This is a genomic window from Agromyces arachidis (assembly GCF_052805135.1).
The window spans coordinates 96,075-110,916 of sequence record NZ_JBRBDK010000007.1; the positions used below are offsets into that span (position 1 = coordinate 96,075).

12 protein-coding genes are annotated in these 14,842 nt (G+C 72.4%); 10 read left to right on the top strand and 2 right to left on the bottom strand.

Annotated elements, in window-relative coordinates:
* The first annotated feature begins 126 nt into the window (after nucleotides 1–126).
* The 10 genes from ACUY4T_RS10970 to ACUY4T_RS11015 all read left to right on the top strand — a co-directional run bounded on the left by ACUY4T_RS10970 (nucleotide 127) and on the right by ACUY4T_RS11015 (nucleotide 11,415).
* A complete protein-coding gene (locus ACUY4T_RS10970; protein WP_446018975.1) occupies nucleotides 127–1,182 on the top strand; it encodes an aspartate-semialdehyde dehydrogenase in 1,056 nt (351 codons plus the stop codon).
* Between the two features lie 238 nt (nucleotides 1,183–1,420).
* Nucleotides 1,421–1,963: an LPXTG cell wall anchor domain-containing protein gene (locus ACUY4T_RS10975; protein ID WP_446018976.1), complete on the top strand. Its 543-nt coding sequence runs from the start codon at nucleotides 1,421–1,423 to the stop codon at nucleotides 1,961–1,963.
* A gap of 77 nt (nucleotides 1,964–2,040) precedes the next feature.
* Nucleotides 2,041–2,727, top strand: coding sequence for an SGNH/GDSL hydrolase family protein (locus ACUY4T_RS10980; RefSeq protein WP_446018977.1), 687 nt, complete (start codon nucleotides 2,041–2,043; stop codon nucleotides 2,725–2,727).
* A gap of 123 nt (nucleotides 2,728–2,850) precedes the next feature.
* Nucleotides 2,851–4,302: a malate:quinone oxidoreductase gene (locus ACUY4T_RS10985; protein ID WP_446019034.1), complete on the top strand. Its 1,452-nt coding sequence runs from the start codon at nucleotides 2,851–2,853 to the stop codon at nucleotides 4,300–4,302.
* Nucleotides 4,303–4,614: 312 nt separating this feature from the next.
* On the top strand, nucleotides 4,615–6,378 hold the full coding sequence (locus tag ACUY4T_RS10990; protein WP_446018978.1) for an ABC-F family ATP-binding cassette domain-containing protein: 1,764 nt from the start codon (nucleotides 4,615–4,617) through the stop codon (nucleotides 6,376–6,378).
* Nucleotides 6,379–6,617: 239 nt separating this feature from the next.
* Nucleotides 6,618–7,691 (top strand): Rv2578c family radical SAM protein, encoded by a 1,074-nt coding sequence (locus ACUY4T_RS10995; protein WP_446018979.1) that lies wholly within the window; start codon nucleotides 6,618–6,620, stop codon nucleotides 7,689–7,691.
* 52 nt (nucleotides 7,692–7,743) lie between these two features.
* Nucleotides 7,744–9,018 carry a sensor histidine kinase gene (locus ACUY4T_RS11000; RefSeq protein WP_446018980.1) on the top strand — a complete coding sequence of 425 codons (1,275 nt, stop codon included), beginning with the start codon at nucleotides 7,744–7,746 and terminating at the stop codon, nucleotides 9,016–9,018.
* A gap of 14 nt (nucleotides 9,019–9,032) precedes the next feature.
* Nucleotides 9,033–10,157: a hypothetical protein gene (locus ACUY4T_RS11005; RefSeq protein WP_446018981.1), complete on the top strand. Its 1,125-nt coding sequence runs from the start codon at nucleotides 9,033–9,035 to the stop codon at nucleotides 10,155–10,157.
* Entirely contained in the window at nucleotides 10,147–10,800 is a 654-nt protein-coding gene (locus ACUY4T_RS11010; RefSeq protein ID WP_446018982.1) for a response regulator transcription factor, read from the top strand. Before ACUY4T_RS11005 ends, ACUY4T_RS11010 begins: the two co-directional genes overlap by 11 nt.
* Nucleotides 10,801–11,415 carry a thymidine kinase gene (locus ACUY4T_RS11015; protein ID WP_446018983.1) on the top strand — a complete coding sequence of 205 codons (615 nt, stop codon included), beginning with the start codon at nucleotides 10,801–10,803 and terminating at the stop codon, nucleotides 11,413–11,415. It begins immediately after the preceding gene.
* On the opposite strand, the gene ACUY4T_RS11020 is transcribed toward ACUY4T_RS11015, so the two are convergent.
* Both ACUY4T_RS11020 and ACUY4T_RS11025 read right to left on the bottom strand, forming a co-directional pair.
* A complete protein-coding gene (locus ACUY4T_RS11020; protein ID WP_446018984.1) occupies nucleotides 11,345–14,167 on the bottom strand; it encodes a hypothetical protein in 2,823 nt (940 codons plus the stop codon). The two genes, ACUY4T_RS11015 and ACUY4T_RS11020, sit on opposite strands and share 71 nt — an antisense overlap.
* Before the next feature lie 199 nt (nucleotides 14,168–14,366).
* Nucleotides 14,367–14,834 carry a GtrA family protein gene (locus ACUY4T_RS11025; RefSeq protein WP_446018985.1) on the bottom strand — a complete coding sequence of 156 codons (468 nt, stop codon included), beginning with the start codon at nucleotides 14,832–14,834 and terminating at the stop codon, nucleotides 14,367–14,369.
* Nucleotides 14,835–14,842 lie beyond the last annotated feature (8 nt).

Sequence of the window (14,842 nt, forward strand, 5' to 3'; positions counted from 1 at the left end):
CGCGCGGCATCCGTCGAACGACTGCCGGATAACAGGGGATCGCTGCCAGATCCGCGCCGCCGGGACGCATTCGCACCGGGCGCACGGGCACGTCCTGAATACTGGATCGCCACGAGAGGGAGCACCATGGCACAGGGAGTGAACATCGGCGTCGTCGGCGCCACGGGACAGGTCGGCGCGGTCGTGCGCCGCCTCCTCGAGGAGCGCGACTTCCCCGTCGCGACGATCCGCTACTTCGCCTCGGCGCGGTCGGCCGGCACCACCCTGCCGTTCAAGGGCGAGCAGATCGTGGTCGAGGACGCCTCGACCGCCGATCCCTCGGGCCTGGACATCGCCATCTTCTCCGCGGGCGCCACGCTCTCCAAGGCGCAGGCTCCGCGGTTCGCGGCGGCCGGCGTCACCGTGATCGACAACTCCAGCGGATGGCGCATGGATCCCGACGTGCCGCTCGTGGTGAGCGAGGTCAACCCGCACGCGATCGCCGAGGCCCGGAAGGGCATCATCGCCAACCCCAACTGCACCACCATGGCTGCGATGCCCGTGCTCAAGGTGCTGCACGACGAAGCCGGGCTCGAGCGGCTCATGGTCTCGACGTACCAAGCCGTCTCCGGCGCAGGGCTCGCCGGGGGCGAGGAACTGCTCGAGCAGGCGAAGGCGGCCGTCGAGCAGGACGCCATCGGCCTCGTGCACGACGGCTCGGCGGTGACCATGCCCGAGCCGCGCAAGTTCCCTCGGCCGATCGCGTTCGACGTGATCCCCCTCGCCGGCTCGATCGTCGACGACGGAGACCTCGAGACCGACGAGGAGAAGAAGCTGCGCAACGAGAGCCGCAAGATCCTCGAGCTGCCGGGCCTCCGCGTCGCGGGCACGTGCGTGCGCGTGCCCGTCTTCACCGGCCACTCGCTCTCGATCCACGCCGAGTTCGCGAACGACCTCACCCCCGAGCGCGCCACCGAGCTGCTCGCCGACGCGCCGGGCGTCCAGCTCAGCGACGTACCCACGCCGCTGCAGGCCGCGGGCGCCGACCCGAGCTTCGTCGGCCGCATCCGGCAGGACCAGTCGGCGCCCGAGAACCGCGGGCTCGTGCTGTTCGTGTCGAACGACAACCTGCGCAAGGGCGCCGCGCTGAACGCCGTGCAGATCGCCGAGCTCGTCGCCGCGGAGCTCCCGACGCGGGTCTGAGCGACCCGTCCGGGCAGGACGCGTGCCGGTCCCACCCGGCCGACGATGGGCCGTGACCGAATCGTGATCGAAAACTCCGGTCATGTCCCCTTTCGGGGGGCTCCCTCCGGTCCGCGCGACGCATAGGCTGTCGCTGATCCGTCCGACAGTGGCCGCCGGAATCCCCGCCGCGACCTCGCCCTGCCTGTCGGGCAGTACCAATCCGAGACCGTATCTTCCACCGCCAGGAGCCCCCATCATGAAGTCATCCCGCGTGTTCGCTGCTGCGCTGCTGCTCGCCGGCGGCGCAGTCGCCTTCTCCGCACCCGCCTACGCCGAGGACCTCGAGGTCGCGGCCGTCGCCGAGGAGAAGGTCTGCGACGGCCTCGACTCCGGCAAGATCGACACCACCGGTGACCCCGAGTCCGTGGTCATCGAGGCCCCCGAGGGCTACGTCATCACCGGCTACTGCGTGAAGGCGGGTTCGGCGAACCAGGGCGACGGCCCCGAGTACTTCGAGGTCGACCCGCCCGTCGAGGAGCTCGAGATCGAGCACTCCTCCGGCAAGGCCGTCAGCCACTACTCCTTCTCGTACGAGAAGAAGACCACCGAGACCACGCCGCCCTCGACCCCGCCGGTGACCACGCACACCACCCCGCCGGCCGGTGGCGGCGACGGCAACGGCAAGGAGCTCGCCGAGACCGGCTTCGACAACGGCTGGCTGCTCTTCGCGGGCCTCGGCGCGATCGCCCTGGGTGGCGCCATCGCCGCCCCGCGCATCGCGGCCGCCAAGCGTCGCTGAGCCGCTTGACCGAACTCGGACGGCCCGTCCCGCATCTCGCGGGGCGGGCCGTCCGCCTGTTCGGGCGGAGGACGGCCGTGGTGGCACTGGCCGCGGCATCCGTCGCCCTGCTCGCGGGCTGCGCCGGAGGGACGCCGACGACGACCCGAGCCGACGGCTGGGCCGCGGGAGGTCCGCCCCCGGCGGGGGAGGCGGCGACCGTTGCGGCGTTCTACGGCGACTCCTACACGCGCGGGACCGGAGCCTCCGACCTCTCGCTGCGGTGGTCGACGCTCGTGTCCGCCGACCGGGGCTGGGCGGAGTTCAACCCCAGCGTCGACGGACTGGGATTCGTCAACAACCGCGACCTGCGGCCGCCCGGCGACGATCTCGTCGAACGCATCGTCGGCCTCGAACCGGAGCCCGACGTCGTGCTCGTCACGATGGGCCTGAACGACAACTTCTCGATGCCGGACCGGGCCGACGACATCCGTTCCGCCATCCGACGCGACCTCGATCGGTTGCGGGACGAGCTTCCCGACGCGCGGATCGTCGTGGTCGAGCCGTTCTGGTACACCGACGAGCGCCCGCCGTCCGTCGACGTCATCATCGCCTTGGTCGCGGAGGCCGCGGCCGACATCGACGCCGACCGCATCGACGGCGCGTCGAGGTGGCTCGAGGGGCATCCCGAGTGGATGGCGTCCGACGGGCTGCATCCGAACGACGAGGGGTATGCCGAGATCGCCCGCCGGATGGACGGCGAGCTGCAGGCGCTGGGGCTCTGAGGGCCGGTCACGGCGTACATCCGTGCGACGACGAGTGGTCAGCGCGTCCATCCCGTGCCGCTTAGACTGGAGCCCGTGACTTCCGAGGAGACCGTCGACGTCGTGCTGATCGGCGGGGGCATCATGAGCGCCACGCTCGGCTCCCTGCTCTCGAGGCTGCAGCCCGATTGGACCATCCGCGTCTACGAGCGCCTCGGCCGCGTGGCGCAGGAGTCGTCGAACCCCTGGAACAACGCGGGTACCGGCCACGCCGCGCTCTGCGAGCTCAACTACATGCCCGAGGCGCCCGACGGCAGCGTGAGCGCCGCGAAGGCCGTGCAGATCAACGAGCAGTTCCAGGTCAGCCGCCAGTACTGGGCGCACCTCGTCGAGGAGGGCGCGCTGCCCGAGCCTCGCAGCTTCATCAACTCCACCCCGCACATGACGTTCGTGCGCGGCAAGGCGAACATCGAGTACCTGAAGAAGCGCGTCGCAGCGCTCCAGGGGCAGCCGTTGTTCGAGGGCATGGAGTACACCGAGGACCTCGACACGATCGCCGAGTGGGCTCCGCTGCTGGCGAAGAAGCGCAACCGTCGGGCGAAGGTCGCGGCGACGCGGATCGAGTCGGGCACCGACGTCGACTACGGCGCGCTGACGGTCCAGCTCTTCCGCGACCTCGAGGCGCGTGGCGCCTCGATCCGCACCGACCACCAGGTGACGTGGCTCGACCGCCTGAACGACGGCACCTGGAAGCTGAAGGTCCGCAACCTCGTGGGCAACACCCCCGAGACCGTGCGGGCGCGCTTCGTGTTCGTCGGCGCGGGCGGCGGCGCCCTGGCGCTGCTCCAGCACTCCGGCATCCCCGAGATCAAGGGCTACGGCGGATTCCCGATCTCCGGGCAGTTCCTCCGGACCACCAACCCCAAGCTCGTCGCCCAGCACCAGGCCAAGGTGTACGGCAAGGCCGCCGTCGGCGCTCCGCCGATGTCGGTCCCGCACCTCGACACCCGGGTCGTCGACGGCGAGACCTCGCTGCTGTTCGGTCCGTACGCGGGCTTCACGCCGAAGTTCCTCAAGTCGAGCACGTGGTTCGACCTGCCGTTCTCGATCCGGTTCCACAACATCATCCCGATGCTCCAGGTGGGCCTGCGCAACTTCGACCTGGTGAAGTACCTCGTCTCCGAGCTCATGGCCTCGCGCGAGAAGAAGATGGCCGCGCTCCGGGAGTTCATGCCCACCGCGAAGTCCGAGGACTGGGAACTCATCACGGCGGGTCAGCGCGTGCAGGTCATGAAGAACGACCCCGAGAAGGGCGGCATCCTGCAGTTCGGCACCGAGGTCATCTCGGGTGCCGACGGCTCGATCGCGGGCCTGCTCGGCGCCTCGCCGGGCGCGTCGGTCTCGGTGCCGATCATGCTCGAGGTCATGGGCAAGTGCTTCCCCGACCGCATGGGCGAATGGGAGCCGAAGCTGCGCGAGATGATCCCGTCGCTCGGCACCTCGCTCTCCGACGACCCGGATGCCGCGGCGGCCTCGCTCGCGCGCACCGCGGCCGCCCTGCAGCTCTCCGGCAGCAGGGAGCTCGCCGCGCGGTAGGGCCGCGCCCGCGCTCGACCCTCGACGGCCCGAAGCGGGTCTGCTACAGTCGTCCCCGCTATGAAGTGAGCACATCCCATCGTCCCGCGCCCGAGGCGCCGTTGACATCCGGGGTGTGCGTGTTCCACTGATCGCGACGGTGTTCGCGCGCACCCGGGCGACGGCAGATGCCCGGCGGGATCCACCATCCGCTCCCGGGCCGTCGTCGCCGTCCACGCGTGTCGTCGGGCCGTGTCCGACGCGTCGTCCGCGCCCGCCGAAGCGCGCGGGCGCACGGCGGCCCGGGGCGGCATCCCGAAGGGTTCCGCCCTCATGTCATTCGATCTCACCTTCTCCTCCCATCTGCGCGCCGACGGCGTGTCCGTCTCGTTCGGCGGCCGGCGCATCCTGTCCGACCTCGCCCTGACGGTCGCGCCCGGCCGGCGTCTCGGCCTCATCGGCGAGAACGGTGCCGGCAAGTCGACGCTCCTGCGCGCGATCGCCGGCGTCGCGCCGCCCGGGGCCGTGCTCGCCGGACGGGTGTCGCGCCCGGCCCGCACGGACCTGCTCCACCAGGAACCACCCTTCTCGCCCGGGGACCGGGTCGCGGAAGTCCTCGAGGCCGCGGTGGCGCAGGTGCGCGCCATCGAGCGCGAACTCGACGCGGCGGCGCTCGCGCTGTCGGACCCGGCCGTCGTACCGCCGGCGGATGCCGCGAGCCGGCCGTCGGCGCGAACTCCCGACGTCGCCGCCGCGGAGCGCTACGCGGCCGCGCTGGATGCGGCCGAACGCGCCGACGTCTGGTCGGTCGACCGGCGTCGCGATGAGCTGCTCGAGGGTCTCGGACTGTCCGGGCTCGGTCTTTCGCGACGGATCGACGAGCTGTCGGGCGGGCAACGCAGCCGGTTCGCGCTGGCCGCGCTGCTGCTGTCCTCGCCCGACGCCCTGCTGCTCGACGAGCCGACGAACCACCTCGACGACGACGCGGCCGCGTTCCTCGAGGAACGGCTGCGGGCCTGGCGAGGACCGGTGGTCTTCGCCAGCCATGACCGCGAGTTCCTCGATCGGGTGGCCACCGGGCTGCTCGACCTCGACCCGGCGCGCGCGGGAGTCGACGCGCTCGCGCGCGCGGCATCCGTCGGCACGGTCTTCGGCGGGTCGTTCACCGAGTACCTCTCGGTGCGCGCCGGTGAGCGGGCGCGATGGGAACGGCAGCACGAGGACGAGCAGGCCGACCTGCGCCGGCTGCGCCTCGTCGTGGCCGAGTCGGCTCGATCGGTCGCCCACGGTCGCGCCCCGCGCGACCGGGACAAGTTCCTGAAGCACTTCAAACGCGAGAACGTCGAGCAGGCGGTCTCGCGGCGGGTGCGGAACGCCGAACTGCGGCTCGCCGAGCTCGAACGGACCCAGGTGGCGCGGCCCCCGGGGCGGTTGGCCTTCACGGGCATCCCGCCGGGGTCGCACGCGCTCGACGGGGAGGCGGCGCGGCTGCTGCAGCTCTCCGGGATCGCGGTCGAGGGGCGCCTCGACCTCGCCGGGCTCGACGTCGCCCCCTCGAGCCGACTGCTGGTCACCGGGCCGAACGGTGCGGGCAAGTCGACCCTGCTCGCCGTGCTCGCCGGGCGCATCGCACCCGACCGCGGCACGGTGCGGCGGCGCCGCGGCCTGCGGATCGGACTGCTCGAGCAGGATGTCCGATTCGGCGATCCGGCGGCCAGCCCGCGCTCGATCTACGACGGGGTGCTGGGGGAGCGACGTGCTGAGCGCGTGCCGCTCGCCGCCCTCGGGCTGATCGGCCCGCGCGACCTCGACCGTCCGGTCGGGACCCTGTCGATCGGCCAGCAGCGGCGCCTCGCGCTGGCGCTAGTCGTCGCGGCGCCGCCGCACGTGTTCCTGCTCGACGAGCCGACGAACCACCTCTCGCTGGCGCTCGCGGACGAGCTCGAGGACGCGCTCGGCGCCTACCCGGGCGCCGTGATCGTCGCGAGCCACGATCGCTGGCTGCGACGGCGATGGGAGGGGGAGGAGCTCGAGCTCGCCCCGGCCGGGCGCCGCGGTGCGGTCCTGACGGGCAGGTTCGGCGGCGCGCGCGCCTGACCTCCGCCCCGCTCGCCGGAGATCCGCCCCGCTCGCCGGAGATCCGCCGGCTCACCGGAGATCCGCCCGCTCGCCGGAGATCCGCCGGAACGCAGGACGATTCCACGCGTAGGATCCTGAGAACCGGCGGATCTCCGGTGGTACGGCGGAGCGGAGCACGTGACCGGGTGAGCGCCGGCGCACCCGGGCGCGCGGGGGATCGGCTTGCCGATCGTTCGAACATGTGTTCGAATGATGCCGTGAGGTGGAACGGACAGGAGCTCGGCGTCGAGCAGCAGGGCACCCTGCCGGGGCTGGCGCGGCTCGACAACCTCGTCCGGTCGGTGCAGACGCCCGAGTTCGCGGGCGTGACGTTCCACGAGGTGCTCGCGAAGTCGGCCCTGAACAAGGTGCCCGGCCAGTCGTACGTGCCCTTCGGATGGACCATCAACCCGTACCGCGGCTGCCAGCATGCCTGCCGCTACTGCTTCGCCCGCCCGACGCACGAGTACCTCGACCTGAACCCGCGCGAGGACTTCGATCGCGAGCTGATCGTGAAGGTCAACGTGGGGGAGGTGCTGCAGCGCGAGCTCGCCCGGCCCTCCTGGCGGCGCGAGCCCGTCGCGCTCGGCACCAACACCGACCCGTACCAGCGCGCCGAAGGCCGGTACGCGCTCATGCCCGGCATCGTCGAGGCGCTCGCGGGCAGCGGCACGCCGTTCAGCATCCTCACCAAGGGCACGTTGCTCCGACGAGACCTGCCGCTCCTCGAGGCGGCGCGCGAGCACGTCCCCGTCGACCTGGCCATGTCGATCGCGGTGTACGACGACGAACTGCAGCGCTCGATCGAGCCGGGCACGCCGACGACGGCGGCGCGGCTCGCGACCGTCTCGGCGGTGAGGGACGCCGGGTTCGACTGCTCCGTCTTCCTCATGCCGATCCTCCCGTACCTGACCGACACGCGCGCCCACCTCGACGACGCCGTCCGCCGTGCGAAGGAGGCGGGCGCCACCGACCTGGTGTACTCGGCGCTGCACCTGCGCGGATCGGTGAAGCCGTGGTTCTTCGACTGGCTCGGCCGCGAGCGCCCGGAACTCGTCGCGCGATACCGCGCCATGTATCCCGGCACGAGTGCGTACGCCCCGAAGGAGTACCGCGCATGGCTCGCCGAACGCATCCGGCCGCTGCTCCGTTCGCACGGGCTCGCGCGCGGCCGCGAAGACGTGGTGACCGGAGGCGTGGCCTCGTCCGCCGCCGTGGCGCGTCGCGTCCCTGCGCGTCCGGGCGCGCGTGACGTCCCCGAGGCGGCGGCGAACCCTGCGATGCTGTTCTGACGCCTGCCATAATCCCCTCAGCGGCATCGGGCCGCGAGCGGATCGGAGCACGATGACCCTGGGCCTCCCCGAGCACCTCGCGCGGGAATCCCTGAGCCGGGCCATCACGCTGGCCGGGCACAGCGCCGCCGGCGTCTGCCTGATCGCGGGCATGGCGATCGCCGCGGCATCCGTCGTCGACGGTCGCGCCTGGGGCGTGCCCGACCCCAGAGTCTCGGCCGCGCTGGTCCTCGCCCTGATCGCCGTGCAGGCGGTCGCCCAGGTCGCGCTCATGCGCTGGCCGTCCGTGACGATCACGGTCGTCGTGCTCGTGGTCGGCGCCGGAGTCGCGTTCGGCGTCACAGCGGTCGTCATGCTCCCCGGCAGCGACTTCGAGAGCACGAACAACGTGATCGTCGCGCTGCCCCGGATCGCGCTGATCCTGCTCGGCGGGGCGGGCATCGGGTCGCGGATCGCGATCACCTGGGCGGCGCTCGCCTGGGGCATGGGCGAGGCGGCCAGCCTGCTCGCCGTCGCGCTCGAGCCGGGCGGACCCGCGGCGGCCGACTGGGTTCCGAATGCGAGTGCCGCGACCGCGCTGGTGATCGTGGTGGCCGCGCGCACGTTCGACGGCATCTCCCGACGGAGCGCGGCACGTGGCGAGGCCGGCCTGCACCGCGCGAGCCAGCAGGCGCGCGAACTCGCGATCCGGCACGACTACGAGCTCCGTGCGATCGCGCGGCTGCACGACACCGCGCTCAGCCACCTCGTCGCGGTCGCCGCAGCCGGTTCCGGGCCCGTGCCCGAGCGGCTGCGCACGGGCATCCGCCACGACCTCGCGCTCATCGTCGGCCGCGACTGGGCGATCGACCACGCCGGCGACCCCGAGTCGGACCCGCTCGGACGCGACGATCGGGCGGGGACGCCCCATCCGGGCGGACCTCCGCCCGAGGACGACGCCGCTCCGTTCGTCGATGCGTTCGCCGTCGCCGAGCAGGCGGGCGTGACCGTCCGCCTCTCGGGTGACGCCGGGGCGGTGGACGTGCTCGACGCGAGCCGTCGCGACGCGCTCGAGGCCGCGGTCGCCCAGTGCCTCGTGAACGTGGTGCGGCATGCCGGGGTCCACGAGGCCGAGGTCGCGATCGGACCGGCCGACGGCGAACTCACCGTCGCGGTCGTCGACGGCGGGGCGGGCTTCGACCCGGCCCTCGTGCCCCCGGACCGCATCGGCCTGCGCACCTCGATCCGCGGCCGGATCGAGCAGGTCGGCGGGCGGGTCGATGTGTGGTCGCGGCCGGGCGTGGGGACCACGGTGCTGATCTCCGTCCCGACGGGCGGTGACGCGTGAGCGGGACGATCCGGATGACGCAGCAGGAGGTCGACCCGCTGGGCGGCGTCGCCGCGGTGCCGCTCGTCGGCGCGGCAGCCGTGGCAGTGTCGCTGATGTCGGTCGCGCTCACCGCCTGGCACCTCGACGAGGTAGGCTCGCCGTTCGCCGCCGCGGTCGCCGTCGTGCTGGTCGCCGCGGCGGGCGCGACGGCGTGGCTGTCGGCGCTGCCCGGCCGGGCGCCGTTCACGGTCGAGCGCCTCGGGCTCGTGGTCGTGCTCGCCCTCGGCGCGGCGGTGGCCGAGTTCCTCAGCACCGCGGGACGCAACGCCTACCTGTACGACGACTTCGGGCCGCTCGCGCTCGGCCTCCTGCTGCTCGTGCTCGCGCCCTTCTGCTCGTGGGCGTCCCTCGCCGTCGCGGGCGGGTTGTCGGCGGCCGTGCTCGCGATCCTCGCGGTCGGTGCGGCGGGCGAGGCCCAGACCGATGCCCCGGCGTTCTCGTTCGCGGTGGTGAACGCGGTCGCGGTCCTCGCCCCGACGGCCGCGGCATCCGTGTACTCGGCGAAGGTGGTCGACGAGACGCTGGCGTGGCAGCGGCGGACGATGGCCACCGCCCTGGAGCGCGACGCGATCCTCCACACCGGGATCGCCCGATCGGTGCAGCAGGGCCGGGTCTCGGTACTGAGCCGCGAGGTCCTGCCGTTCCTCGCCCACGTGATGACCGCCGACCGGATCACCGTCGCCGACGCGGACCGCGCCCGCGGCCTCGCGGAGGCGCTGCGCCGCGCGCTGAAGGCGGGCATCGAGTCGACGTGGCTCGACCAGCTCGCCCGGTCGATCGAGGACGCGCGCGGCGTGCCGGTGAGCGTGCTCGACCCCGCGGCGGCGGCCGGCGCGCTGCGTGACGACCAGCGGACGACCCTCACCGCCCTCCTGACCTGGCTCGCCGACGACGGCCGCGCCTCATGGATCACGGTCGGCGTCTCGGATGTCGCCGGAGGCGGGCGCGTGATCGCGATCGCGGCCCGCCCGGGGCCGACGCCGCCGGAGCGCCGCGACCTCGATCGCTTCGTCGCCGTCGCGCGGGCGGTGGGGCTGCGCGGCGAGTCGTCGTCGACGGGGGAGAATGTCCGAGTGGAGTTCCGCCATGACACCTGACCCCGAGCCGATCCGGGTCGGGATCCTCGACGATCACGCCGTCATCGTCGACGGCATCGCCGTCTGGATCGCCGACAACGCCGCCGACGTCAGCGTGGCGGTCCGGGCGACGCGCTGGCTCGACCTCGTGCGCGACCCGGCATTCCCCGTCGACATCGTCCTGATGGACCTGCAGCTTCCCGAGTCCGTCTCGATCGAATCCCGGATCAGGGCGTGCCGCGCCGCCGGCGCGGAGGTCGTGGTCGTCACCGCCCTCGACGATGCCGATTCGCGGGCCCGCTGCCTGTCGGCGGGCGCCGTGGCCTTCGTGCCGAAGACCATTCCCGTCGCCGAGGTGATCGAGGTGGTCCGGCGCGTGGCGCGGGGCGACCGCCCGGCGGTCCCGGCCGATGACGCGGCAGGCGACGCCACGGCGTCGATCGGCATCGCCGACCCGGCGCTCAGCGCGGCCGAGCAGCGGGCCGTCGCCCTCTACGCGCACGGGCTGTCGACGGCCGAGGTCGCCGACCGGATGGCCGTCGGCTACGAGACCGCCAAGACGTACCTGCGCCGCGCGCGTGACAAGTACGCGAAGGTCGGCCGCCCGGCCGGCCGTCGCGCCGATTTGATCCGCCGAGCGGCGGAGGACGGGATGCTCGAGTAGATGGCGAAGCTGTACTTCCGATACGGCGCGATGAACTCGGGCAAGTCGACGGCGCTGCTCCAGGCGGCATTCAACTACGAGGAGCGCGGGCATCGCGTGCTGCTGGCCAAGCCCGCGGTCGACACCAAGGGCGACCGCGACATCGTCTCGAGGCTCGGCGTGGTGCGCCAGGTCGACTTCACGATCGCGCCCGACGAGCCGGTGTTCGAGGCCTTCCAGCGCCACCGCACCCCCGTGATCGAGGCGCACGGTCGCGACGTGAGCTGCCTGCTGGTCGACGAGGCGCAGTTCCTCACGAGCGAGCAGGTCGACGACCTCCTGCGGATCGCGCTGCTGGACGACGTCCCGGTGCTGGCGTACGGCATCCGCACCGACTTCCAGACCGTCGCGTTCCGCGGCAGTCGGCGCCTGCTCGAGATCGCGCACAGCCTCGAGGAGCTGAAGACCATCTGCCGGTGCGGGCGCAAGGCGATCTTCAACGGTCGCCGCGTCGACGGCCGCTACATCTTCGACGGCGACCAGGTCGCGATCGACGGCGTCGAGGTCACCTACGAGTCGTTGTGCGGCGTGTGCTACCTGCAGGAGAGCGGGGGCGTGCTGAACGGGCGGCACTGACCGCCGGCGCCTCGGGGCGCGCGTGTCCTCCGAGGCCCTCGACGAGGTCGTCGCGCGCCTGGCGGAACTGCGGCGTGCCGAGGTAGTCGCTATGCGTCGCGATCCGCCAGAGATAGCTCGCCGGTGCCGATTCCGTGGCTCCGAGATCGATCGGGTTGCCGTCGCCACGGTACGCGTAGACCGGGAAGCCGAGGTAGTCGGTGCGCCGCCAGAGGCTCCGCCACCGTGGAACCGTCGTGCCCTCGGCGCCGAGCAGGCCAGTGAGGGTCCGCAGCCGGTCGTGGCGGGGCGCGGGGAGCGTCGGCCTCGCGAACTCGGCGAGCACCTGCCGTTGCCACGGATCGCGCAGCCAGAGTGACGGCCCGAGGAGCCCGGGTACACCGAGGATCTCGGGCCCGAACACCGACGGGAAGAATCGGCTGAAGTAGGCCCGCAACTGGGTGCCGTACGACAGCAGCGCCAGATGCTCGGTCATCTCGTCGCCGGCGTCGGGACCGTGCCCGAGCTTCTCGCCGCGGAGGGCGAGGATGGTGGCGGCGCAGATGGTGGATCCCATCGAGTGCGCGGTCAGGATCACCCTGCGCGGGGTGCCTCCGTCGCCCTTCAGGAACCAGTCGCGGATGCGTGCGGCGAGCTCGGGGACGACGCGCTCGCCGAAGCACGGCGGCGCGAACGGATGGCCGGCGCGTGGGAAGAACGCGACGACGTCCCAGAACACGCCGAGCGGTCGCTCGGTGCTGGCTGCGGCGTGCGTCACGACGGCCCCGACCGCTGCGACCGCGACCAGCACGAGGACTCCGTTCGATCCGACGCGAATGGCCGAGGGGAGTCCGGGCGCCGCGTCGTCGAGGGCGTCGCGGACCGTGTCGAAGATGATCCCGGAGGACAGGCTCAGGAAGCCGATGGCGCAGAAGCCGGCCAGCCACCCGAACAGGGGCTCGCCCCGATGCATGAGGTGCGAGCCGCGGCGGATGCCGACACGTCGGCGGATTCCGCCGGCGAGCCCATCGAGTCGGGGGGCATAGGTCGCGGGGTTCGGTCGATCGACCCCGGCGAGCTTCGCGTTGTCGACTTCGTCGCGATCCGGCAGGCGCAGCGTCGGCAGCGTGAAGCCGACGAAGCGGATGACGTTCCGGATGAGCGCTGCGAGGACGAGCAGGATCATGAGAAGGACGATCGCGGTCAGGAGCACCGCGAAACGCTCCCAGGCGTCGGGGATGTCGAGCGCATTCGCCGCCGAACCGGGCGTCCGCCAGATGCCGACGACCTCGCCGGACTCGGCCGGGGTGCCCAACCAGAAGGCGGCCCCGAGGACGAGGAGGCTCGAGAGCGCCATCGAGGCGAACAGTGCGAGGATCATCGCGACGGCTGCGCCGTGACCCCGCCAGGCTTGGAAGCGGAGATCGACGGGGGTGCTCAACGCCACGGCGAGGTGCAGCAGCACGAATCCGCCCGCCGCGGCGGTGAGCATCCAGCGGTGCTCTCCGTCCCAATGGCTGAGGATGAGGCTGATCGCCCCGCCGAGCAGGAAGACGCCGCTCGCCGCTCGCCGCCAGTCCCTCGGTCGCTTCCAACCGATGCCGGCGAGCGCGAGGAACAACGCGAGGACGACGATCACGATCGGCGTCGCCTTGAGGCCGAGCATGCCCCGTCCGTCGTCGACCCGTGCGCCGCCGTCGGCGAACGTGAGGACGGTCCAGGCGGCGTAGCCGGCGATCGCGATCGAGAGTGCGGCCATGGCGAAGCCGCGCTTGCGGTTGGTGCGCCGGACGCTCCGGTCGTGCGAGGCGAGGGCGACGAGCACCACGACGCCGGCGAGCAGCGAGAGCGACCCGATGGCGAAGGCGGCTGGCAATGGACGGTCGAGTCCGCTGATCAGGCACTGCGCGTCGATCTTGGACTCACCCCCGCGCCAGCATCCGGTGTCGTCGGCGAGGTATGCGGCATCGAACGCGAGGATGAACAGGACCAGCGCGATGGATGCCGCGAGGTGGAGCCACTCGGAGGTGGGGCCGACGCGCGCCTGAGCCCAGAAGCCGCCGGTGGCCAGAAGCGGTACGCCCGGCTCGGGGGCGTCGCCCTGCACATCCGAGCCGAACTCCTTGACGCGCTCCTCGAAGCTGACTCGCCCCCTGCGCCCGATGACGTAGAGGACGAGCATCGTCGCGATGGGCAGGATGCCGAAGAGGGTCGCGCGCTGATCGCGTTCGAGATCGCGAAGCCCGTCGAGCGCATCGGGCAGCGACGCGCACACCTGGCCGTCGCGGAAGCACTGCACGGCGATGAGGTCGACCGCCACCGACGAGAACGCGGCGGCGGCGACGAGCGTGAGGAGCAGTCCGAACACCCGCACCGTCGCGGCGCCGGTCCCGCCGGCCCACTGATGGGCGTGGGCGCTCGGCTGCTGGTCGATGCGCCGCGTCCAGTACGCCAGGTTGACGAGGGCGTACGGCAGCAGCAGGAACCAGCCGGCGTGCACGACGGCCCGGCCGATGGCGGCCAGCGCTCCGCCGCCCGTGCGCGCCTGCGCACCCCAGGAGAACGCCTCGGTCCTCGTCACGCCGCGGCTCGGCGGCGGTGTCGGATGGCCCAGCCAGAAGGACCCGAGGTCGTCCCCGCGGTCGCGGATGATCCGCTCGGGCGTGGTCTCGAGCATCTCCGCCGGCGGCGTGTTTCGCACGCCGTGGACCCGGATCTCGAGGATCTCCGGCGTCGCCTTCGCGGCGCGCCGTCCTCGCAGCATGCAGAACATGACCCCTCCCCCCAGAGGGTCGCGAACCGACCTGTGCCGATCGTATTGCTGAGTAATCCTCGGTTACCCTCCCCCGAAGGGGGTCACTTCCGCGCTCGGACCCTCGCGGCCCGGCCGACTCGAGCGCCGCCGCGCGCGGCGGTCATGGGGAGTGACGCGGACCCGTGCGCGCGCGTCGGCCTCGGCGCCCGTCCGCCGGTCAGTTGGAACCGACGCGCTCGACGCGCGGGGCCCGCACCCCGCGGAACACCACGTAGTGGTAGAGCAGGAACCGGACGACCACGACGACGGCGATGCTCGCGAGGTTCACGACGTTGACGGCGAACGGACCGGCCTCGCGGCCCAGCAGCGCGGAGGCGACCATGACGCCGCCCCACACGATGAGCGCTCCGAGCGCCGTGCAGGCCGCGTTCACGACCACGAACAGCACGATCTCGACCGTCCGGGAGTGCCCGCCGCGGTCGCGGAAGGTCCACTCGCGATTGCCGAAGTAGGCGTTCACCAGCGCCACGAGCGACGCGACGATCTTCGACGTCACGACGTCGACGCCGAGGCCGAGGTAGAGCAGGTTGAACACCGCGATCTCGATCAGGGTGCTGATCGCGCCGACGGTCAGGAACCGCGCGCCGAGACCGGCCAGGCGACGCCATCGAGCATGGTGGGACACCTCGACTA

What these genes read in the sequence shown, in the direction of transcription:
- ACUY4T_RS11010 (WP_446018982.1), top strand. Translation starts at nt 10,147, where the DNA reads ATGACACCTGACCCCGAGCCGATCCGGGTCGGGATCCTCGACGATCAC.
- ACUY4T_RS11005 (WP_446018981.1), top strand. Translation starts at nt 9,033, where the DNA reads ATGACGCAGCAGGAGGTCGACCCGCTGGGCGGCGTCGCCGCGGTGCCG.
- ACUY4T_RS11020 (WP_446018984.1), bottom strand. Translation starts at nt 14,167, where the DNA reads ATGTTCTGCATGCTGCGAGGACGGCGCGCCGCGAAGGCGACGCCGGAG.
- ACUY4T_RS10975 (WP_446018976.1), top strand. Translation starts at nt 1,421, where the DNA reads ATGAAGTCATCCCGCGTGTTCGCTGCTGCGCTGCTGCTCGCCGGCGGC.
- ACUY4T_RS10970 (WP_446018975.1), top strand. Translation starts at nt 127, where the DNA reads ATGGCACAGGGAGTGAACATCGGCGTCGTCGGCGCCACGGGACAGGTC.
- ACUY4T_RS11000 (WP_446018980.1), top strand. Translation starts at nt 7,744, where the DNA reads ATGACCCTGGGCCTCCCCGAGCACCTCGCGCGGGAATCCCTGAGCCGG.
- ACUY4T_RS10985 (WP_446019034.1), top strand. Translation starts at nt 2,851, where the DNA reads ATGAGCGCCACGCTCGGCTCCCTGCTCTCGAGGCTGCAGCCCGATTGG.
- ACUY4T_RS10990 (WP_446018978.1), top strand. Translation starts at nt 4,615, where the DNA reads ATGTCATTCGATCTCACCTTCTCCTCCCATCTGCGCGCCGACGGCGTG.
- ACUY4T_RS11015 (WP_446018983.1), top strand. Translation starts at nt 10,801, where the DNA reads ATGGCGAAGCTGTACTTCCGATACGGCGCGATGAACTCGGGCAAGTCG.